General features: G+C 60.4%; 20 protein-coding genes. 12 read left to right on the top strand and 8 right to left on the bottom strand.

What is annotated here, in order from left to right:
* Nucleotides 1-3: 3 nt before the first annotated feature.
* The 3 genes from sdhA to sdhC are packed head-to-tail and all read right to left on the bottom strand — an operon-like array spanning nucleotide 4 to nucleotide 2482.
* Nucleotides 4-1770 carry a succinate dehydrogenase flavoprotein subunit gene (sdhA, locus tag AC3WG5_RS09825; RefSeq protein WP_492568545.1) on the bottom strand — a complete coding sequence of 589 codons (1767 nt, stop codon included), beginning with the start codon at nucleotides 1768-1770 and terminating at the stop codon, nucleotides 4-6.
* Nucleotides 1770-2114 carry a succinate dehydrogenase, hydrophobic membrane anchor protein gene (gene sdhD / locus AC3WG5_RS09830; protein ID WP_008953141.1) on the bottom strand — a complete coding sequence of 115 codons (345 nt, stop codon included), beginning with the start codon at nucleotides 2112-2114 and terminating at the stop codon, nucleotides 1770-1772. The genes sdhA and sdhD overlap by 1 nt, the downstream gene beginning before the upstream one ends.
* Complete coding sequence (gene sdhC / locus AC3WG5_RS09835; RefSeq protein WP_008953142.1) at nucleotides 2108-2482, bottom strand: succinate dehydrogenase, cytochrome b556 subunit; 375 nt, start codon at nucleotides 2480-2482, stop codon at nucleotides 2108-2110. Before sdhC ends, sdhD begins: the two co-directional genes overlap by 7 nt.
* A 66-nt stretch (nucleotides 2483-2548) precedes the next feature.
* On the opposite strand from sdhC, the gene AC3WG5_RS09840 reads away from it, so the two are divergent.
* Entirely contained in the window at nucleotides 2549-2767 is a 219-nt protein-coding gene (locus tag AC3WG5_RS09840; RefSeq protein ID WP_482583057.1) for a hypothetical protein, read from the top strand.
* Here AC3WG5_RS09840 and AC3WG5_RS09845 read toward each other — a convergent pair.
* On the bottom strand, nucleotides 2764-3495 hold the full coding sequence (locus tag AC3WG5_RS09845) for a GntR family transcriptional regulator (RefSeq protein ID WP_014086284.1): 732 nt from the start codon (nucleotides 3493-3495) through the stop codon (nucleotides 2764-2766). The genes AC3WG5_RS09840 and AC3WG5_RS09845 overlap by 4 nt on opposite strands.
* A 203-nt stretch (nucleotides 3496-3698) precedes the next feature.
* Here AC3WG5_RS09845 and AC3WG5_RS09850 point away from each other — a divergent pair, with 203 nt between their 5' ends.
* The 3 genes from AC3WG5_RS09850 (at nucleotide 3699) to lysS (ending at nucleotide 7460) form a co-directional block, all read left to right on the top strand.
* Nucleotides 3699-4676, top strand: coding sequence for a malate dehydrogenase (locus AC3WG5_RS09850; protein WP_014086283.1), 978 nt, complete (start codon nucleotides 3699-3701; stop codon nucleotides 4674-4676).
* Nucleotides 4677-4785: 109 nt separating this feature from the next.
* Nucleotides 4786-5890 (top strand): peptide chain release factor 2 gene (gene prfB, locus AC3WG5_RS09855; protein WP_148283018.1). Its coding sequence is split into 2 segments (ribosomal slippage): nucleotides 4786-4866 and nucleotides 4868-5890, totalling 1104 coding nucleotides; the frame shifts between segments, so codons are not numbered across the junction.
* A 67-nt stretch (nucleotides 5891-5957) separates the two neighbouring features.
* A complete protein-coding gene (gene lysS / locus AC3WG5_RS09860; RefSeq protein WP_482583058.1) occupies nucleotides 5958-7460 on the top strand; it encodes a lysine--tRNA ligase in 1503 nt (500 codons plus the stop codon).
* Between the two features lie 214 nt (nucleotides 7461-7674).
* Here the strand turns inward: lysS and AC3WG5_RS09865 are convergent, their stop codons facing one another.
* Nucleotides 7675-8463, bottom strand: a complete 789-nt coding sequence (locus AC3WG5_RS09865) for a hypothetical protein (RefSeq protein WP_482583059.1) — start codon at nucleotides 8461-8463, stop codon at nucleotides 7675-7677.
* 244 nt (nucleotides 8464-8707) lie between these two features.
* Here AC3WG5_RS09865 and AC3WG5_RS09870 point away from each other — a divergent pair, with 244 nt between their 5' ends.
* Entirely contained in the window at nucleotides 8708-9280 is a 573-nt protein-coding gene (locus AC3WG5_RS09870; protein ID WP_492568546.1) for a hypothetical protein, read from the top strand.
* Between the two features lie 210 nt (nucleotides 9281-9490).
* Here AC3WG5_RS09870 and AC3WG5_RS09875 read toward each other — a convergent pair whose 3' ends face one another.
* The gene (locus AC3WG5_RS09875; RefSeq protein ID WP_492568547.1) at nucleotides 9491-12325 is read right to left on the bottom strand and encodes an EAL domain-containing protein; all 2835 of its coding nucleotides are present in this window, start codon (nucleotides 12323-12325) and stop codon (nucleotides 9491-9493) included.
* A gap of 169 nt (nucleotides 12326-12494) precedes the next feature.
* Here AC3WG5_RS09875 and AC3WG5_RS09880 point away from each other — a divergent pair, with 169 nt between their 5' ends.
* Both AC3WG5_RS09880 and ubiG read left to right on the top strand, forming a co-directional pair.
* Complete coding sequence (locus AC3WG5_RS09880; RefSeq protein WP_492568548.1) at nucleotides 12495-13814, top strand: TRZ/ATZ family hydrolase; 1320 nt, start codon at nucleotides 12495-12497, stop codon at nucleotides 13812-13814.
* A gap of 5 nt (nucleotides 13815-13819) precedes the next feature.
* Entirely contained in the window at nucleotides 13820-14521 is a 702-nt protein-coding gene (ubiG, locus tag AC3WG5_RS09885) for a bifunctional 2-polyprenyl-6-hydroxyphenol methylase/3-demethylubiquinol 3-O-methyltransferase UbiG (RefSeq protein ID WP_492568549.1), read from the top strand.
* A 114-nt stretch (nucleotides 14522-14635) separates the two neighbouring features.
* Here the strand turns inward: ubiG and rpmG are convergent, their stop codons facing one another.
* Together rpmG and rpmB are read right to left on the bottom strand one after the other, a co-directional pair.
* The gene (rpmG, locus tag AC3WG5_RS09890) at nucleotides 14636-14791 is read right to left on the bottom strand and encodes a 50S ribosomal protein L33 (RefSeq protein ID WP_008953150.1); all 156 of its coding nucleotides are present in this window, start codon (nucleotides 14789-14791) and stop codon (nucleotides 14636-14638) included.
* 34 nt (nucleotides 14792-14825) lie between these two features.
* Nucleotides 14826-15059 (bottom strand): 50S ribosomal protein L28, encoded by a 234-nt coding sequence (rpmB, locus tag AC3WG5_RS09895; protein ID WP_008953151.1) that lies wholly within the window; start codon nucleotides 15057-15059, stop codon nucleotides 14826-14828.
* Nucleotides 15060-15313: 254 nt separating this feature from the next.
* Between rpmB and pyrG the strand changes: the two genes are divergently transcribed.
* The 5 genes from pyrG to AC3WG5_RS09920 all read left to right on the top strand — a co-directional run bounded on the left by pyrG (nucleotide 15314) and on the right by AC3WG5_RS09920 (nucleotide 21330).
* On the top strand, nucleotides 15314-16945 hold the full coding sequence (gene pyrG, locus AC3WG5_RS09900; RefSeq protein WP_014086215.1) for a CTP synthase: 1632 nt from the start codon (nucleotides 15314-15316) through the stop codon (nucleotides 16943-16945).
* Nucleotides 16946-16948: 3 nt separating this feature from the next.
* Nucleotides 16949-17800, top strand: a complete 852-nt coding sequence (gene kdsA, locus AC3WG5_RS09905) for a 3-deoxy-8-phosphooctulonate synthase (RefSeq protein ID WP_492568550.1) — start codon at nucleotides 16949-16951, stop codon at nucleotides 17798-17800.
* An 83-nt stretch (nucleotides 17801-17883) separates the two neighbouring features.
* Nucleotides 17884-19167, top strand: coding sequence for a phosphopyruvate hydratase (eno, locus tag AC3WG5_RS09910; protein WP_008953154.1), 1284 nt, complete (start codon nucleotides 17884-17886; stop codon nucleotides 19165-19167).
* A gap of 4 nt (nucleotides 19168-19171) precedes the next feature.
* Nucleotides 19172-19468 (top strand): cell division protein FtsB, encoded by a 297-nt coding sequence (ftsB, locus tag AC3WG5_RS09915; RefSeq protein WP_008953155.1) that lies wholly within the window; start codon nucleotides 19172-19174, stop codon nucleotides 19466-19468.
* Nucleotides 19469-19548: 80 nt separating this feature from the next.
* Complete coding sequence (locus AC3WG5_RS09920; protein ID WP_492568551.1) at nucleotides 19549-21330, top strand: GGDEF domain-containing protein; 1782 nt, start codon at nucleotides 19549-19551, stop codon at nucleotides 21328-21330.
* Nucleotides 21331-21372: the final 42 nt, after the last annotated feature.

Raw genomic sequence — 21372 nt, forward strand, 5'->3', positions numbered from 1 at the left:
CGCTTAGAAAGTACGCTCTTTCGGCGGGATGTAGTCCACCGACAACGGCTTGGTGTGCACCGGCTTGTAGCTCAGGCGACGTTCGTCACCGTAGTACAGGGAATGCTTCATCCAGACCTCGTCGTCGCGGTTCGGGAAGTCGGCGTGAGCGTGGGCGCCACGGGACTCCTTGCGCGCGTCGGCGGCAATCAGGGTCGCCACGGCGACTTCGATCAGGTTTTCCAGTTCCAGTGCTTCGACGCGGGCGGTGTTGAAGACCTTGGACTTGTCCTTGATCTGGGTGCGCTTCACGCGCTCGGCCACCTGCTGGATTTCCGTCACGCCCTTGGACAGGTTGTCCGCGTTGCGGAACACGGCAGCACGAGCCTGGACGGTGCGCTGCATCGCGGTGCGCACGTCGGCCACTTCTTCGCCGTTGGTCTGACCGTCGAGACGGGCGATACGCGCCAGCGAGCGATCGGCGGCGTCGGCCGGCAGATCCTTCCAGGTCGGCATCTCGTTCTTGATGTACTCGACCATGCTGTCGCCAGCCGATTTGCCGAATACCACCAGATCGAGCAGGGAGTTGGTGCCGAGGCGGTTGGCGCCGTGCACCGAGGCGCAGGCACATTCGCCGGCAGCGAAGAAACCGTTGACGCGGGATTCGGGGTTGTCGCCCTGCGGGATAACCACTTCACCACGGTAGTTGGTCGGAATACCGCCCATCATGTAGTGGCAGGTCGGGATGACCGGGATCGGCTCCTTGATCGGGTCGACGCCGGCGAACTTGATGGCGATCTCGCGGATACCCGGCAGACGTTGCTTGATGATGTCCGGGCCGAGATGATCCAGCTTGAGCAGCACGTAGTCCTTGTTCGGACCGCAGCCACGGCCTTCCAGCACTTCCTGCTCCATCGAGCGGGCAACGAAGTCACGCGGAGCCAGGTCTTTCAGGTTCGGCGCGTAGCGCTCCATGAAGCGTTCGCCGTTGGCGTTCAGCAAGATACCGCCTTCGCCGCGCACACCTTCGGTGATCAGGACACCGGCGCCGGCCACACCAGTCGGGTGGAACTGCCAGAACTCCATGTCTTCCAGCGGAATGCCGGCACGCACGCACATACCCAGGCCGTCGCCGGTATTGATGAAGGCATTGGTCGACGCGGCGTAGATACGGCCGGCACCGCCGGTGGCGAACAGCACCGCCTTGGCGTGCAGGATGAACACTTCGCCGGTTTCCATTTCCAGCGCGGTCACACCGACCACATCGCCGTCGGCGTCGCGGATCAGGTCCAACGCCATCCATTCGACGAAGAACTGGGTATTGGCGCGCACGTTACGCTGATACAGCGTGTGCAGCATGGCATGGCCGGTACGGTCGGCCGCGGCACAGGCGCGCTGCACCGGGGTCTGGCCATTGTTTTGGGTATGGCCGCCAAACGGGCGCTGGTAGATCTTGCCGTTTTCCAGACGGTCGAACGGCATGCCGAAGTGCTCGAGCTCGATCACGGCTTCGGGCGCCTTGCGGCACATGAATTCGATGGCATCCTGGTCACCCAGCCAGTCCGACCCCTTCACGGTGTCGTACATATGCCATTCCCAATGGTCTTCCTGCACGTTGCCGAGCGAGGCGGAAATGCCACCCTGCGCCGCAACCGTGTGCGAACGGGTCGGGAATACTTTGGACAGCACAGCCGTTTTCAGGCCGGACTCGGACAATTGCAGGGCCGCACGCAGACCTGCGCCACCGCCGCCAACGATGACAGCATCAAACCGACGAACAGGTACGCCCATTACAGCCCCCATACCACTTTAATCGAGTAAATAACACAGGACACCAGCCATACCAGCGTGAGCACGTGCAGCGTCAGACGCACGCCAACCGGCTTGATGTAGTCCATCCACAGGTCACGGATACCAACCCAGGCGTGCATGAACACGGCCAGCAGGGTGGTCTGGGTCAGCACCTGCACCCAGGTCTGGCCGAAGAATGCTTTCCAGCCTTCATAGCTGGACGGCATGGCCAACAGGAACAACACCAGCGCGAAGGTGTAGATCGCCATGATCACGGCAGTGACGCGCTGCAGAACCCAGTCGCGCAGACCGTAATGAGCGCCGACGACGATGCGGTTTACCATAGAACGACCCCCAGAATGACAGTCAGGGCAAGACTGATAACGATCACGGACTTGGCGGTAGCACGAGCGGTTTGCAGCTCGAGGCCTTTATGCACATCCAGGAACAGGAAGCGAATGCCAGCGCAGAAATGGTGCATGAAGGCCCACAGCAGACCAATCAGAACCAGCTTCATCAGGGGGTGGGAGACCACGGCACGGTAGGCATCGAATGCTTCAGCCGAACTGAGGGTTCCGTGGAGGAGGTAAATCAAGAGAGGGAGAGAAAAGAACAGCGCGACACCGCTGATCCGGTGCAAGATCGAGACGATACCCGGGATGGGTAGCCTGATCTTGGCCAGATCCAAGTGCTTTGGTCGTTGCTTCTGCATATGGCTTCCTTGGATGCTTTTTTTAACCAAGTGGTTATACCGTGGCTTCATGACTGAAGCCGCCCAGTGACGATCGCATTTTGTTTTGTAAAGCGCACGACCGTCGATTCGACTCTCACGCTGCACCCCACTGCGTCGACTCGCTTGCTGCAGGTGCAACATGAACCCGGAATTTTATCAAAAACCCTCACCGGCTTGGCCGGTTTTTACAAAATCCTGTCGTTTTTACCCAATTATGGGATCCGCGGCCCACCGCAAGAAATCCCTGCTTTGCCGTTGATCTAGGGCGTGACGACATAGGCGAATTGTTGCGTCAGGCAGTAACGCTGGCGCCATTCGACCGGCTCTCCGGTCATCGACACCGACAGTCGCAGCAGCGACAAGGCAGGCACTTCGATGCTGGTCACCTGCCCCAGCAGCGAGGCCTCTTCCCGGGGCAGCAGCTCGGCCCGAAACTGCACCGACTTCACCATCACCCTGACCCCGTAGCGACGCTGCAGCGTGGCGTACACCCCGCCACCGAACTGCCGCAGCCATCGGGCGTCGAGCCCTTCGAACTTTTCGCACGACAGGTAGGCATCGTCGAGCGCGATCGGCTGCCCCTGATAGCGCCACAACTGCCTCAATCGCCATAGCGGTTCGCTTCGACGCAACCCGAGCGCCTCGGCCATCTCCACCGAAGCATTGGCACGGGAGCAACTCAGCAGCTCGACCAGCGGAGCGGCACCGCCCGCCCCCATCGCGCCCGGAGCACTGAGCAAGGCATCACCCCAATCGCTGACGGACTCAGCGACGAATGTCCCCCTGCCTTGCTGGCGGTACAGAACTTCATCCTGGACCAGTTCGGTCAAGGCCCGACGGATAGTGCCCTGGCTAACCGACAGCTCTTCGGCCAAGTCCCATTCGCTGGGCAGCGCCTCGTCCACCTGCCACTCGCCGTCATTGATTCGCAGCAGCAGGAGCGACTTGATTTGTTCATACAACGGCCGGCGGCGGAGCTGGTTGCGATTCATGTTGTGTACTTTTTATCACCAAACAAATCAAGCGTAAATAGAAGTCTTATATAAGACATAAGTCATTATCGATGATATCAGAAAAAGTGATGGGGAATCCACGGCCACAAGCGCCGGACCTCGTGGTAGACTTCTTGGTCGCAGCCATTTATTGCGCAGCAACATTCCCTCACATCTCACGTCGAATAAAGGAGTGCCTCCTGATGAAAGCCCCTGTACGCGTTGCCGTGACCGGTGCAGCCGGCCAGATTGGTTATAGCCTGCTGTTCCGCATTGCCAGCGGTGAAATGCTCGGTAAAGACCAGCCCGTCATCCTGCAACTTCTGGACCTGCCGCAGGCCCAGACCGCCGTCAAAGGCGTGATGATGGAACTGGAAGACTGCGCCTTCCCGCTGCTGGCCGGCATGATCGCCACCGACGACCCGAACGTGGCTTTCAAGGATGCTCAGGTCGCCCTGCTGGTCGGCGCCCGTCCGCGCAGCAAAGGCATGGAACGCAAGGACCTGCTGGAAGCCAACGGCGCCATCTTCACCGTTCAGGGCAAGGCGCTGAACGACCACGCCGACCGCAACGTGAAAGTGCTGGTCGTCGGCAACCCAGCCAACACCAACGCCTACATCGCCATGAACAGCGCTCCGGATCTGGATCCGAAAAACTTCACCGCCATGTTGCGCCTTGACCACAACCGCGCCCTGTCGCAGCTCGCGGCCAAGACCGGTACCGCCGTATCCGACATCGAGCACATGCTGGTCTGGGGCAACCACTCCCCGACCATGTACGCCGACTACCGCTTCGCCACCGTGAACGGCGAATCGCTCAAGGCCAAGATCAACGACGAAGCCTGGAACCGCGATGTGTTCCTGCCGACCGTGGGCAAGCGCGGCGCCGCCATCATCGAAGCACGCGGCCTGTCGTCGGCCGCCTCGGCTGCCAACGCCGCCATCGACCACATCCATGACTGGGTGCTGGGCACCAACGGCAAGTGGGTGACTATGGGCATCCCGTCCGACGGCTCCTACGGCATTCCGGAAGGCGTCATGTACGGCTTCCCGGTTGTGTGCGAAAATGGCAAATACACGATTGTTCAAGGCCTTGAGATCGACGAGTTCAGCCGCGAACGCATGAACCTGACCCTGGCCGAACTGGAAGAAGAGCGCGCGGGCGTTGCCCATCTGCTCTGATAGCATTAGCCCGGTTCATGCAAAAGCGCACCGCGAGGTGCGCTTTTTGTCTTTGATCGGGCCTGCATTTTCTGTTTTTACGCATAGCGAATTGGGAGTTGTTGAGATGATCGAAGTCGAAGTTCTGAACCAGATCGACGCCAAGATTGCAGATCTGGCGAGCCGTGCCACCGCCATTCGGGGGTATCTTTGACTACGACGGCAAATGTGACCGTCTGGAAGAAGTCGTCCGTCTGACCGAAGACCCGGAAATCTGGAACGACCCCAAGCGCGCCCAGGACCTGGGCCGCGAACGCAAGCAACTGGAAGACGTGGTGCTGGTCATCGACAGTATCAGCGGCGCAGTCAACGACAGCCGCGACCTGTTCGACATGGCGCGCGAAGAAAACGACGCCGACACCATTCTCGCGGTGCAGGACGACCTGGCCGAGGCAGAGGCCAAGCTGGCCCAGCTCGAATTCCGCCGCATGTTCCACGACCCGATGGACCCGAACAACTGCTTCCTGGACATCCAGGCCGGCGCCGGCGGCACCGAGGCACAAGACTGGGCCGGCATGCTGCTGCGCATGTACACCCGCTACGCCGAGCGCAAGGGCTTCAAGGTCGAAATCCTGGAAGAATCCGAAGGCGAAGTGGCCGGCATCACCAGCGCCACGCTGAAGATCAGTGGCGAATACGCCTACGGCCTGCTGCGCACCGAAGTCGGCGTGCATCGCCTGGTGCGCGTCTCGCCGTTCGACTCCAACGCCCGCCGCCATACCTCGTTCTCATCGGTATTCGTCTACCCGGAAGTGGACGACTCGTTCGTGATCGAGATCAACCCGGCCGACCTGCGCGTGGACACCTACCGCGCCTCCGGCGCCGGCGGCCAGCACATCAACAAGACCGACTCGGCGGTACGCATCACGCACAACCCGACCGGCATCGTGGTGCAGTGTCAGAACGACCGCTCGCAACACCGCAACCGCGACGAAGCGATGCAGATGCTGCGCGCCAAGCTCTACGAACTGGAGCTGAAAAAGCGCAACGAAGCCAAGCAGGCGCTGGAAGACACCAAGACCGACGTGGGCTGGGGCCACCAGATCCGCTCCTACGTCTTCGACCAGTCGCGCATCAAGGATCTGCGCACCAGCTACGAGGTCGGCAACATCAAGTCCGTGATGGACGGCGACCTCGACGGCTTCATCGAAGAGAGCCTCAAGCAGGGCGTCTAAGCCCGCCTTGCTGACGGGGCGGAACCGCACCCTCCGCCCCAGATAAAAGATTGCCATTGGAGTCACTATGTCAGAACACGAACAAACTGCCCCCGCTCTCGATGAGAACCAGATCATGGCGGAACGCCGCCAGAAGCTGAAGGCCATCCGCGAACAGGGCGTCGCCTTCCCCAACGACTTCCGCCGTAGCCACATGGCGCGCCAACTACACGATGCGCACGACGATAAGGAGCGCGAACAGCTGGAAGGCGAACAGATCGAGGTGGCGGTGGTCGGCCGCATGATGCTCAAGCGCGTCATGGGCAAGGCCAGCTTCGCCACGCTGCAGGACGGCAGCGGCCGCATCCAGATCTTCGTATCGAACGACAAGACCGGCCTCGAGCAGCATGACCAGTTCAAGCACTGGGACATGGGCGACATCGTGGCGGCCCGCGGCACGCTGTTCAAGACCAAGACCGGCGAGCTGACTGTCCAGGCAAGTGAAGTGCGTCTGCTGTCGAAAAACATTCGCCCGCTGCCGGAGAAATTCCACGGTCTCACCGACCAAGAACAGAAATACCGCCAGCGTTACCTCGACCTGATCATGAACGAGCAATCGCGTGACGTGTTCACCAAGCGCTCGCAGATCGTCCAGGGCATCCGCTCCTACATGGTAGACGAAGGCTACCTGGAAGTCGAAACGCCGATGATGCACCCGATTCCGGGCGGTGCTACGGCCAAGCCGTTCGTCACGCACCACAACGCGCTCGACATGCCGCTCTACCTACGCATCGCCCCCGAGCTGTACCTGAAACGCCTGGTAGTGGGCGGCCTGGAGCGCGTGTTCGAAATCAACCGCAACTTCCGCAACGAGGGGATGAGCACGCGTCACAACCCCGAGTTCACCATGATGGAGTTCTACGAGGCCTACTCGGACTACCAGCGCATGATGGAAATGACCGAGGGCGTGATCCAGAAGCTAGCGAAGGACATTCTCGGCACGCTGCACATCCAGTACCAGGGCAAGACGGTCGACCTGTCGAAATTCGAACGCCTGACCATCGTCGGCGCCATCAAGAAGTACAACCCGCACTACAGCGACGAGCAACTCCACGACCGCGCCTGGCTGAAGGAAGAGATCGCCCGCCTCGGCGGCAAGCCGGTACTAACCGACGGCATCGGCGGCCTGCAGCTGTCGCTGTTCGAAGAATGCGCCGAGAGCCAGCTATGGAATCCGACCTTCATCGTCGACTACCCGGTGGAAGTGTCGCCGCTGGCGCGCGGCTCGGACAAGCACCCCGGCATCACCGAGCGCTTCGAGCTGTTCGTGGTCGGCCGCGAGCTTGCCAATGGCTACTCGGAGTTGAATGATCCGGAAGACCAGGCTGCCCGCTTCCTGGCCCAAGTGCAGCAGAAGGATGCCGGCGACGACGAGGCCATGCACTACGACGCCGACTACATCCGCGCGCTGGAATTCGGCCTGCCGCCGACCGGCGGCTGCGGCATCGGCATCGACCGCCTGGTGATGCTGCTGACCGATGCCCCGTCGATCCGCGACGTCATCCTGTTCCCGCAGATGCGCGCGGAATAAGCACGCCGATACGACCTTTTGTAGGTTTGCAGAGTTCGTGCAAATTACTGCATTTAGGTGAACAATCGAGTGCTTTCTCAGAAAAAGCCCCGACTTTAAGTCGGGGCTTTTTTACATACAGTACAGTGTTGGAATTGGGGATGAAGCGGGAAAATTGAGCAACAATGGCACGCTGATTTCGCGCACCATTTTCTTACGCGAGTAGACCTAGCCGTTATTGCGACGGCGGCGTGACTCCACGCTCGGCCAAGAGGGTGCGATGCGCGGCCAGAATCTCACCCATGCCATGGGGTTCGAGTTGACTTGAGGGGGCATGATTGGATGCCATCAAGCCAGCAACTCTTGGCTGAGGTTGATTGGCCTTATAGGTGGCGAGAATCTTCTGTGCTTCTTCAAGCAGCTTTAGGATTTCTTGACTGTCACCACGGAGCTTGCCGAACCAGTGCGCAATGAAGATAGAGTCGAGCTTTGCATAGTCGAGTACACCGTACTGGACCCGATAGGCCACGACACTTCTCGTGCGCGACTTCAAGCTGTTCGCCGAGAGGTGCCAGCGCCAGTAGCGCACATCCATACGCATGAGGAATCCGTTATCTGGGTAGATAACATACCGTTTGAGGGTATCTTCACCGGCGGTTCCGCTACCCAGGATAACGTCTAGGCCGTCGGAGATGACATCGCCGATAAAGTTGGCAATACGGGCTCCTTGTTCGTCGTCCTTGGTACCAAGTTTTGTAGCTTTGGTGACGAGGTCGGTGACACTTTTCCTCAAGCCCGCAGTGTCATCGCTGATGATGACGTGCGTCTGTTCGTCGATAAAGTCCTTCAATGTACCCGGGGCCATGTTCTCATCACCATTGGTCCAGGATTTGTTCATTTCATCGCGGAATGTGGCGAGACGCGCTTCGGCAAGTCGAGAAAGGACAGTCAGCGTTTCAGAGAGGGCCTGCTCAATTTCTTTTGAGTTGTCGAGGCTGTTTACGAAGTCACGAACGATACCCATGAATCCTCCTAAAACTTTGGTTAAGGCTCCCTGCTTGTTAAGGCAGGTAGCCCAGTAGCGCACAAGAAATATGTTATTAGTATATTTTTTGCCATTGCACTAGTATGAATGAGCAAAATTTTTGGCAGCAATCAATGCCCTAGCATGCTAATGCTTAACACTGATCCCGAAATCTTTGCTCACGTTTGGCTCGGAATTTCTAGTGAAGTAGTCCACACATCATCTGGAGAACCAGCACATGGGAATGGAAAAGCAGGTCGGTGCTTGGATGTATGGCCTTATCAAGAACCAGAATATGCAAACTCAGCAAGGCCAGGCATACAACAAGTATCTACAGGCACTTTTGCAGAAGGGTGGGGCCGAAGGCTGGGTTCAGGTCGAGATGGCAATTTTTTTCGAATCGATCCCAGGCGTCGTCAACGTGCACCGAGAGAAGCACATATATCAAAATCCGAACAAAAAGGTCGACTTTGCTCTTGAGTGTAAAAATGACGTGGGACAGTGGTTTGGTTACCTAGTGGAACTGAAGTGCGAATCGTTATTCCATTCCGCCGAACTAGGCCGCTCGACGATGGACCACACTCAATATGCCGAGGTACAGGTTGACGTCGACAAGCTGAAGTATGAAAGGTCGCCCGAATTCGCCTCGAATGGGTCGTGCGTTTTGGTTGTGACATTCTCACGGGAAGCAGAACAGGCGATAGATAACCGTTTCCAGCACATTCTCAACGATGATCCCGAATGCAAACAGGAACTGGAACTTCAACATTTCGGTGAGTGGTGGAAGGTCTGCGTCTATGCTCTGCCGGTGAGCTGACAAAGCACTGGCCTGTCAATCGTTCCCCTGGACGCAGGAGCCAGGCGACTCAAGCAGGAGGAGTTGGAGCCAGCGTCTCGGCAAAGTCCAGATACGCAGGGCGAGCAGCAAATGACTTCTCGGCAATGCAAGCAACTCACCCCGAAGAACAGCTAGTTTCCGGCACCCTCACGGCTTCAACCGTGGCGACAGGCGGAGGATGCTGCCCTATCAGGCGCTGGAGGTGGTGAGTCGCTCCGGCAGCAGGACGCCCTTCTCCAGCAGCTTCTCGAACTCCTTGGCCGGGACCGGTTTCGCCAGCAGGTAACCCTGGGCGGCATGGCAGCCCTCGCGGTCGAGGAACTTCCACTGCTCGATGGTCTCCACCCCTTCCGCAATCACCGTCATGTTGAGGTTCTTGGCCATGTTGATGATGGCGCGGGCAATAGCCGAATCGTCCGCATCCATCGGAATGTCACGCACGAAGGAACGGTCGATCTTCAGCTTGTCCGCCTTGAAACGCTTAAGGTAGGACAGACTGGAGTAGCCTGTACCAAAGTCGTCGATGGAAAGCTGCAGCCCCATGCTCTTGATGCGGTCGATGGTATGGATGGTGGTTTCGACATCGTCCATGATCACGCTCTCGGTCACCTCGACGTCCAGATCACTGCCCACCAGCCCGTGCGCCGATAGTGCCCGCTGCAGGTGTACGGCCAGGTCTTGCTGCCTGAACTGCAGCGTGGACAGGTTGACCGCCAGCGAGATGCGCGGCAGTCCCTGGCGGCGCCACTGCGCCAGCTGGCGGCAGGCCTCCTGGATCACCCAGTTGCCGATCTGGACGATGAAGCCCCGCTCCTCGGCGACCTCGATGAAGCGTACCGGCCCCAGCAGGCCCAGCTCGGGATGCTGCCAGCGGATGAGCGCCTCGGCACCGATGATTTCCCCGGTCTTCAGGTCGACCTGCGGCTGGTAGTGCAGCACGAACTCGTCTCGATCCAGCGCGTAGCGCAGCTGGCTCTCGATCTCAAGGATTTCCCGAGCCCGTGCATTGAGGTCGGCCGTGTAGAACTTGTAGCTGTTGCGGCCGGCCGATTTGGCGTGGTACATCGCGGCATCGGCGTTGCGCACTAGGGTCTCGAAGTCACGGCCATCGTCCGGGAACACGCTGATGCCGATCGACGGCGTGATCGAGATCGAGTGGTTGAACAGTTCCACCGGCGGCTCAAGCACCTCGCGGATGCGCTCGGCGGCCAGTGCCGCACTGCCAGGATCGGCGATCAGCGGCAACAGCACGATGAACTCGTCGCCGCCTTGGCGTGCCACCACTTCACCCGTCAGCAAGGTCGAGCGGATACGCTCTGCCAGCACCTGCAGCAAGGCGTCGCCCGCCGAATGGCCGAGCGACTCGTTGATGGTCTTGAAACGGTCGAGGTCGAGCAGCAGCAGGGCCAGCCGCTCGTTGTCGCGCGTGGCGTTCTGGATCGCCAGCTCGACCCTATCCTGGATATGCGCGCGGTTGGGCAAGCCGGTCAGCACGTCGAAATGCGCCAGGAACTGGATGCGCTCGTCGGCGGCCTTGCGTTCGGACAGGTCGCTGAAAATCGCCACGTAATGGGTGATTTCGCCCACCGCATTGCGCACGGCGCTGATTGCCAGCCACTCCGGGTAGACCTCACCGTTCTTGCGGCGATTCCACAACTCGCCCTGCCAGGAACCATGCTCGTTGATGGCACTCCACATCGCTTCGTAGAAGGTCTCGTCGTGACGGCCGGAAGACAGCATGTCCGGCTTCTGCCCCAGCACTTCCTGCTGGCCGAAGCCGGTGATCTGGCTGAACGCCCTGTTGACGCTGCGGATGCGCTTGTCCGCGTCGGTGATCATGATGCCCTCGACGGTATTCTCGAACACCTTGGCCGCTAGCTGCATGCGCTCTTCAGCCACGCGCTTTTCGGAGATGTCGCGCACCATGCGCCATACCGCGTTGATGCGACCGAAGGAATCCCGCATCGCCACGGTCTTGACGCTGACCGGCACCACGTTGCCGAAGCGGTTGATGTAGCTGGCCTCGAATTCATCGCAATAGCCGAAGCGCAGCACCTTGTTGTCGAGGTTGAAGCGCTCCATCCCCTCGCTCTCCGGCGCGATCAGCGACCAGAAGTTCTGCAACTTGAGTTGGTCGAGGCTGTAGCACATCAGGTTGAGGAAAGCCGGGTTGGCATCGATCACCTGGCCGTCGAGCGAGCTGATCACGATGCCGTCTAGATTGGACCAAAACAGCTCGCGGTACTTGTTCTCGGAACGGCGCAAGGCATCCTCCACCTCGCGCCGCCGGGCGATGTCCGACTCCAGCGCCAGGGTCTTGGCGCGCAATTCGTCGATCAGGCGCTTAAGTTCGGCTCGCGTCCACTCGAGGTGGCGCCCCAGCCGGCCGATCTCATCCTTGCGCTCCCAGAGAAAGGGGGTGTCGAGGTGCAATTCGGCCAGATGCGTCGCCTGCTCGGTCAGGGTGCGCATCGGCTTGAGGAAGCGGGAATGCAGAATGCCGACAATCAGCAGAATGGACAGCCCCAGCTGGGCGAACAGGATCATCAGCAGGTTCTTGAGCTGATTGCTCTGGGCGATGGTCAGGTGCTCGGTATCGAACTCGATGGTGACCTGGCCGATTTCCTCGCCACGGTAAATGACCGGCTTCTGAACGAAGGAGACGCCGCCGATACGGCGCTCGCTACGCAGCGCGTAGAGGAAAACGGTGTTGGACTGAGTATCGGTCACCCGCACCGAAATGACGCGGCTGTCCTCCATCACCGAGGCGATCAGCGGACTACCGGCCTGCCGGCTGAGGTTCCACAGCGGCTCCTGCATGCCCAGCGCCACGATGTCGAGCAAACGGCGCTGATCGGTTTCCAGCTGCGCCACCATGTTGTCGCGCTGCAGCCCGAACCCCAGCACGGTGATGATGGACGCAGGAATCAGCAGACCAAGAATAACGGCAACAAGCACCACCACCCGCAGCGAAAAGCGCGAAGCCACGGTCTGGTTAACGGCTGACTGGCGCGACGATGTCATGTTTTTCTGGTCCATCAAGCTCAAGCGGGGTCAGATCCCGGTATTTAATAGTTATCGACACGTTTACCTAATTCGAGAGGGAGTATACCCCTACCCGTCGATTGCCTTGCCTGTTTCACGCGCCTACAATCCGCAGAACTTATACCAAGGATAGGCAGTTCGAGCAAAGATGACACGACCACAGTATGACATGACGGTCAGCGCGCGCTGGATGATCACCGTCGAACGCGACGGCGAAGTGCTTGAAAATCATGCCATAGCCATCAAGAATGGCAGAATCGAGGCAATAATACCAGCCAACCAATTGGCGGCGATTTCTGCGACACAACACGTCGATCTGCCCCACCATGTTCTGATGCCGGGCCTGATCAATCTGCACGGCCACTCGGCCATGACGCTGTTACGCGGCCTGGCAGATGACAAAGCCCTGATGGACTGGCTGAACAACCATATCTGGCCGGCGGAAGGCAAGCATGTGCGCGACGACTTCGTGTTCGACGGCGCACTGATCGCGATGGCGGAAATGATCCGGGGCGGCACCACCACCATCAACGACATGTATTTCTATCATGCCGCCATGGCCCGCGCCGGGCTAGCGTCCGGCATGCGCACCTTCGTCGGTTGCTCCATCCTGGAGTTCCCGACCAATTACGGCGCCAACGCCGACGACTACATCAGTAAAAGCCTGGCCGAGCGCCGCGAATTCCTGGGCGAGGAGCTGGTCACCTTCACCCTCGCGCCGCACGCCCCCTATACCGTTTCCGACGACACCTTCCGCAAGGTCGCAATGCTGGCCGAGCAGGAAGACATGCTGATCCACTGCCATATCCATGAAACGGCCGACGAAGTCGAGGGCAGCGTCAAGGAACGCCAGCAACGCCCTCTGGCGCGCCTGAAGGAACTGGGCCTGTTGTCACCGCGCTTGATCGCCGCGCACATGGTGCACCTCAACGACGAGGAAATCGAGCTGGTGGCGCGCCATGGCGTCGCGGTCGCCCACAACCCGGCCTCCAACATGAAGCTCGCCTCCGGCATCGCCCCGGTGAAGAAGATGCTGGATGCTGGAGTGACCGTCGGCATCGGCACCGATGGCGCAGCCTCCAACAACAAGCTCGACATGCTGGCCGACACCCGCCTGACCGCGCTGCTGGCCAAGGTGGGCACGCTCGACCCGACTGCCGTCCCCGCCGCCACCGCCATCCGCATGGCCACCCTCAACGGCGCCAAGGCGCTCGGCATCGACGACAAGGTCGGCAGCATCGCGATCGGCAAGCAGGCCGATCTGATCGCCCTCGACCTGTCCGCCATCGAGACCGCCCCGGCATTCGACCCCATCTCGCACGTGGTCTATGCCGCCGGCCGCGAACAGGTGACACACACCTGGGTCAAGGGCGAGACGCTGCTGAACAACCGCGTTCTGACCACGCTGGACGAAGCAGCCCTGATGACCAAGGCCGCCGACTGGCGCAACCGTATCCTGGCAAGGTAAAGCAGATGAGTAATGTCGACGAACTGGAACTGGATAAATTCAGCCAGCTGGCCCACAAGTGGTGGGACAAGGAAAGCGAATTCAAGCCGTTGCACGAGATCAATCCGCTCAGGCTCGGTTACATAGACGACCGCGCCGGACTCGCCGGCAAGACGGTGCTCGACGTCGGCTGTGGCGGCGGCATTCTGGCCGAAAGCATGGCACTGAAAGGCGCCAACGTCACCGGCATCGACCTGGCCAAGAAGTCGTTGAGGGTTGCCCAGCTGCACAGTCTCGAGTCCGGCGTCAGCGTCGACTACCGCTGCGTGGCGGTGGAAACGTTGGCCGAAGAACTGCCCGGTCACTTCGACGTGGTGACCTGCATGGAAATGCTGGAGCATGTGCCGGATCCGGAGAGCGTGGTGCGCAGCTGCTCGCGTCTGGTCAAACCGGGAGGCTGGGTGTTTTTTTCCACCCTCAACCGCAACGCCAAGTCCTACCTGCTGGCGGTGCTGGCTGCCGAGTACGTTCTCGGCATGCTGCCGCGCGGCACCCACGAATACGGCCGCTTCATCAAGCCGTCGGAGCTCGGCCGCATCGCCCGCCATGCGGGACTCGAGCTCGAGGACATCTCCGGCATGAGCTATAACCCGCTGACCCGCACCTACGTGCTGGGCAACGACACCGGCGTCAACTACCTGATCGCCACCCGCCGTCCGCTCGCCTGACGCGACAAGGCCGCCCTCCCCCACACGGGTAGCGGCGGCCTTGGTAAACAGCCGATAACAAAAAACCCTTCGCCGTGCACCAGCGAAGGGTTCTTTATCAAGAAGACCAGCAGATTACTTCAGCTTGGTTTCTTTGTAGGTCACGTGTTTACGTGCAACGGGATCAAATTTCTTGATCTCCATCTTTTCCGGCATCGTGCGCTTGTTCTTCGTAGTGGTGTAGAAGTGGCCAGTGCCGGCGGTGGATTCCAGTTTAATCTTATCGCGCATGGTATACCTCAGTCGCTATCTTGATGAGCTGCTATCAGATCTCGCCGCGTGCGCGCAGATCGGCCAGGACAACTTCGATGCCCAGCTTGTCGATGGTACGCAGTGCAGCGTTGGATACGCGCAGACGCACCCAGCGGTTTTCGCTTTCTACCCAGAACTTGCGATATTGCAGGTTCGGCAGGAAACGACGTTTCGTCTTGTTGTTGGCGTGGGAAACATTGTTCCCGGTCATCGGACGCTTGCCGGTGACTTTGCAAACTCGCGCCATGGTTAAACTCCCAAAACCGGTAAAAGCTGGCTTTATAACATAGAAACAGGAAGATACGCAAGAAGAACCGTTGGCGCGGCACCTTGCTCTCATACCCAGAATGATTGCCTGGAATTATACCCGCATTCCACGGCGGCAGGCAGCAAAAATCGTCCGGCGCCGCCTTGGCGGCACAACACCGCTTGCGCCACATGACGGTTCAACTCTCGTCCGTTTCAGGTTAAAATCCGGGATTCCGTTACAAGCGTGTTCCCATGACCAAGTACATCTTCGTCACCGGCGGCGTGGTGTCCTCCCTCGGCAAAGGCATTGCCGCGGCGTCTATCGCTGCCATCCTCGAGTCCCGTGGCCTGAAGGTCACCATGTTGAAGCTCGATCCCTACATCAACGTGGACCCGGGCACCATGAGCCCGTTCCAGCACGGCGAAGTGTTCGTGACCGAAGACGGCGCCGAAACCGACCTCGACCTTGGCCACTACGAGCGCTTCATCCACGCCAAGATGAAGAAGAGCAACAACTTCACCACCGGCCAGGTATACGAGTCCGTCATCACCAAGGAACGCCGCGGCGACTACCTCGGTGGTACCGTGCAGGTGATCCCGCACATCACCGACGAGATCAAGCACAAGGTCCACGAAGGCGCCGGCGATGCCGACGTCGCCATCGTCGAGATCGGGGGCACCGTGGGCGATATCGAATCGCTGCCCTTCCTCGAGGCCATCCGCCAGCTGCGCTCCAACCTCGGGCGCAAGAACACGCTCTACGTGCACCTGTCGTACGTGCCGTTCATCGCGGCGGCCGGCGAGATCAAGACCAAGCCGACCCAGCACTCGGTGCGCGAGCTGCGCGAGATCGGCATCCAGCCGGACATCCTGCTGTGCCGCATGGACCGCGAGCTGCCGGAAGACGAAAAGCGCAAGATCGCGCTGTTCTGCAACGTCGAAGAAAACGCCGTGATCGGTTGTTACGACTCGGACAGCATCTACAAGGTGCCGAGCATGCTGCACGCCCAGGGCATCGACGACATCATCTGCGAACAGCTGCAGCTGGAACTGCCCAAGGCCGACCTGTCGGTGTGGGACCGCATCGTCGACGCCATCGAGCACCCGGAACACGAGATCAACATCGCCATGGTCGGCAAGTACGTCGACCTGACCGAGTCGTACAAATCGCTGTCCGAAGCGCTCAAGCACGCCGGCATCCACACCAAGAGCCAGGTCAACATCCATTACGTCGACTCGGAAGAAGTCGAGCGCGACGGCTGCGCCACGCTGAAGGGCATGGACGCGATCCTGGTGCCGGGCGGCTTCGGCAAGCGCGGCGTCGAGGGCAAGATCAAGGCGGTCAAGTTCGCCCGTGAAAACAAGATCCCGTATCTGGGCATCTGCCTCGGCATGCAGATCGCGCTGATCGAGTACGCCCGCGACGTGGCCGGACTGAAGGGCGCCAACTCCACCGAATTCGACCTCGAAACCGAATACCCGGTGGTAGCGCTGATCGATGAATGGGTCAACCACGACGGCAAGATCGAGAAGCGCGACGAGAACTCCAACCTGGGCGGCACCATGCGCCTGGGCGGGCAGGCCTGCGACCTGGAGCAGGGCTCGCTGGCGGCGCACATCTACGGTGCCAAAAGCATCGTCGAGCGTCATCGTCATCGCTACGAAGTGAACAATTACTACGTGCCGCGACTCGAAGAAGCTGGCCTCACCATCAGCGGCCGCTCCGCCGGTCATGAAAAGCTGGTGGAAACCATTGAGATCAAGGACCATCCGTGGTTCTTCGCCTGCCAGTTCCACCCGGAATTCACCTCCACCCCGCGTGACGGCCACCCGCTGTTCATCGCTTACGTGAAGGCGGCGCTGGCTCACCAGCAAGGGAAGTAAACGATGCAACTGTGCGGATTTGAAGTCGGCCTCGACCAGCCGTTTTTCCTGATTGCCGGCACCTGCGTGATCGAGAGCGAGCAGATGGCGCTCGATACCGCCGGCCAGTTGAAGGAAATCACCAGCGCGCTGGGTATCCCGTTCATCTACAAGTCGAGCTACGACAAGGCCAACCGGTCGTCCGGCAAGTCGTTCCGTGGCCTCGGCATGGACGAGGGCCTGCGCATCCTGGCGGAGATACGGCGCCAGATCGGCGTGCCGGTGCTGACCGACGTGCACACCGAAGCCGAGGTACCGCACGTAGCGGCCGTGGTCGACGTGCTGCAGACACCCGCCTTCCTGGCTCGCCAGACTGACTTCATCCGTGCCGTGGCGCAAAGCGGCAAGCCGGTCAACATCAAGAAGGGCCAGTTTATGGCTCCTTCCGACATGAAGAACGTCATCGACAAGGCACGCGATGCCGCACGCGAGGCGGGCCTGTCCGAAGACCGCTTCATGACCTGCGAACGCGGCGCCTCGTTCGGCTACAACAACCTGGTGTCCGACATGCGCTCGCTTGCCATCATGCGCGAGACCGGCTGCCCGGTGGTGTACGACGCAACCCACTCGGTGCAGCTGCCGGGCGGTCAGGGCACCGCCTCGGGAGGGCAGCGCGAGTTCGTCCCGGTGCTGGCGCGAGCCGCCGTCGCGGCCGGCATCGCCGGCATGTTCATGGAAACCCACCCCGACCCGAGCAAGGCACTGTCCGACGGCCCCAACGCCTGGCCGTTGGGCCGGATGCAGGAGCTGCTGGCCACGCTCAAGGGCATCGACGCGCTGGTCAAAGCAGGCCCGCTGCCAGAACAATCACTGTAACCATTTGACTACATTTCGGCCAACCATTACGGTTGGCCGAAGCATTTGCTTGACTAAACACACCTAGAACAAAGGGAACAGACATGAGTTCGATCATCGATGTGATCGCCCGCGAGATTCTCGATTCGCGCGGCAATCCGACGGTTGAAGCCGACGTGCTGCTGGAATCGGGCGTGATGGGCCGTGCCGCCGTGCCGTCCGGCGCCTCCACCGGTGCCAAGGAAGCGCTGGAACTGCGCGACGGCGACAAGAGCCGTTACCTGGGCAAGGGCGTGCTCAAGGCCGTGGAAAACATCAACACCGAGATCTGCGAAGCCATCATCGGCCTCGATGCCTCCGACCAAGCCTTCATCGACAAGACCCTGATCGAACTCGACGGCACCGAAAACAAGGGCCGCCTGGGCGCCAACGCCATGCTGGCGGTATCGATGGCCGTGGCCCGCGCCGCCGCCGAAGACGCCGGCCTGCCGCTCTACCGCTACCTCGGCGGCGCCGGCCCGATGGCCCTGCCGGTGCCGATGATGAACGTCATCAACGGCGGCGCGCACGCCAACAATACCCTGGACATCCAGGAGTTCATGATCATGCCGGTGGGGGCCGCGACCTTCCGCGAAGCCCTGCGCTGTGGCGCCGAGATCTTCCACTCGCTGAAGAAGCTGTGTGACCAGAAGGGCTACTCCACCACCGTCGGCGACGAAGGCGGCTTCGCCCCGAACCTGGCCACCCACGAAGACGCCATCAAGCTGATCCTCGACGCCATCGACGCCGCCGGCTACGTGGCCGGCCAGGACGTGATGCTGGCGCTCGACTGCGCCTCGTCCGAGTTCTACAAGGACGGCCAGTACCACCTGTCCGCCGAAGGCCTGTCGCTCAGTTCCGAGCAGTTTGTCGACTACCTGGAAACGCTGGCCAACAACTACCCGATCATCTCGATCGAAGACGGCATGAGCGAGCACGACTGGGACGGCTGGAAGATCCTGACCGAACGTCTGGGCAAGCGCGTACAGCTGGTCGGTGACGACCTGTTCGTGACCAACCCGACCATCCTGGCCGAAGGCATCCAGCAGGGGCTGGCCAACTCGCTGCTGGTCAAGGTCAACCAGATCGGCACCCTGAGCGAAACCCTGAAGGCCGTCGATCTCGCCAAGCGTTCGGGCTACACCAGCGTGCTGAGCCACCGCTCGGGCGAAACCGAAGACAGCACCATCGCCGATCTGTCCGTGGCTACCAACTGCATGCAGATCAAGACCGGTTCGCTGTCGCGCTCCGACCGCATGGCCAAGTACAACCAGCTGCTGCGTATCGAAGAAGAGCTGGGTGATGCCGCCTACTACCCGGGCCGTTCGGCCTTCTACCACCTGAAGTGATTGCATGCGCTGGCTGACCCTGGTCCTGGTCGTCCTGATCACTACCCTGCAATGGCCGTTATGGTTCGGCAAGGGTAGCTGGCTCAGGGTCTGGCAGCTGGACAAACAACTTCAGGAACAGCGTGCGGTCAACCAGACCCTGATCGCACGCAATGCCGCCCTCGATGCCGAAGTGGGTGACCTCAAGCGGGGTACCGACGCCATCGAGGAGCGCGCGCGCAATGAGCTTGGCATGATCCGCCAAGGTGAGGTATTTTTCCAGTTGTTGGACCCGAACGGTAAATCGCCACCCCGAGAATGACCGTGGCCGCCGGGCCCAACCTCACGTATTCATGACCAACACCGATGATGGCTGGCGATAAAAGCTCCAGGATCTGGGCAATGACAACAAACAACCCCATCGAAGTCGCCCGCGAAACGCTGAAACAACTCAGCACCCGCAAACTACTGCCCACCCCGGAAAATTACGAGCGCGTCTACCAGGAGCTCACCAAGGCTCCGGCAGAACGGGAAAACAAGCTCGCCACGCAACTGTTTCGTGCGCTGGAGAGCCTGCCCAACGACAATGCTGCCGCCAAGGCGATGCTGCAACGCCTGCAACTGCTCATCAAAGCGTCCCACTGGGAGCAGGTTCCGCAACTGGTGATCGATTTTGCCCGACAGAGCCAGACCACCCAGCAGCTCGCCCAGGAATGGGGCAGCCTGATCGAGAACCTGATCAAGAGCTGGGATTTGCGCCAGACCGATTTCCCGCAGCACTTCAAGCAAGCCGGACTGGAACGGCTGCTGATCACCTACGGCAAACAGCCGCAGGAACTCAACAAGAAACTGCATTCGCTGATCCAGACCTGGAATACCCCGTTGCGGGATCGCGAGCCGGTCTCGGAGGAAATACTGCCTTCCGACGAGACGACGGCGGTCGCCGATCTCCCCCCGAGCTGGACGGTCTGGCAGCGCATCCTGTGCTTTGCCTTGAAGCACGGCCTGGAGCCGCGCCTGCAGCCCTACCCCGAGCTGGTGCTGAATCTCGAAGCCATGATCGGCGAAGTGGAGCAGCTCGGCGACGAGGCCACGCTCAACAGCCTGCTGCCGCGGCTGCGCGCCTTCATGATCAAGGTCGAACTCTATACCCAGCAGGAAGGGCGCCTGGTCACCGGGCTGTCGAACCTGCTCAAACTGCTGCTCGACAATATCGCCGAGGTCAACCGCTCGGACAGCTTCATGGTCGGTCAGATCGCCACGCTGCAGGAAGTGCTCTCGCAAGAACCCTTGTCGATGCAGCAGATCTACCAGCTGGAAACCAGCCTGAAGGAAGTCATCCGCAAGCAGGGTGCGCTGAAGAACTCGCTCGACGAGGCGGCCAGCTCGCTGCGCAATCTGCTGGATCGCTTCGTGTCGCGGCTGGCCAGCATGACCGACAGCACCGACGAGTTCCACAGCAAGATCAGCACGCACAGCACGCGGCTGAGACAGATCCAGAACGTCGAGGAACTCACCCCCATCATCAGTTCGCTGATGGAGGACACCTCGACGATGCAGCTCAACCTGGTCAGGTCGCGTGACGAGCTGCTGTCCTCGCGCGAACAGGTAGAGTCGGCCGAACAACGCATCAAGGAACTGGAAATCGCCCTGGAGGCGGCTAGCGCCAAGGTGAAGGAAGACCAGCTGACCGGCGCCTACAACCGGCGCGGACTGGCCGAGCACTTCCAGCGCGAGATCAGCCGCGCCGAACGCACCAACAGCCCGTTGTCGGTAGCGCTGATCGATGTCGACAACTTCAAGCAGCTCAACGACCACTATGGCCACCTGACCGGCGACGACGCGCTGAAGCACCTGGTCAACGTGACCCGCCACACCATGCGGCCTTCTGACATCGTGGCGCGCTTCGGCGGCGAAGAATTCGTCATCCTGCTGCCGGACACGCCCCCCCCCGAGGCCATCCAAGCCATCCAGCGCTTGCAGCGCGAGCTGACCAAGACCTTCTTTCTCGCCAATAACGACCGCCTGCTGATTACCTTCAGCGCCGGGGTAGCGAAATGGCATCTGGGCGAGCGCGATACCGACGTGATCGAACGGGCGGACCAGGCCATGTATCAGGCCAAGATCAGCGGCAAGAACCGGGTCTGCTCCGCGGAAGCGGAAGAAGCCCCCCCTGCTGCCTGACGGCGTTCATCCAACAAAAAACGGCCCGAACGGGCCGTTTTT

The organism is Pseudogulbenkiania sp. FW507-F1, assembly GCF_058781125.1.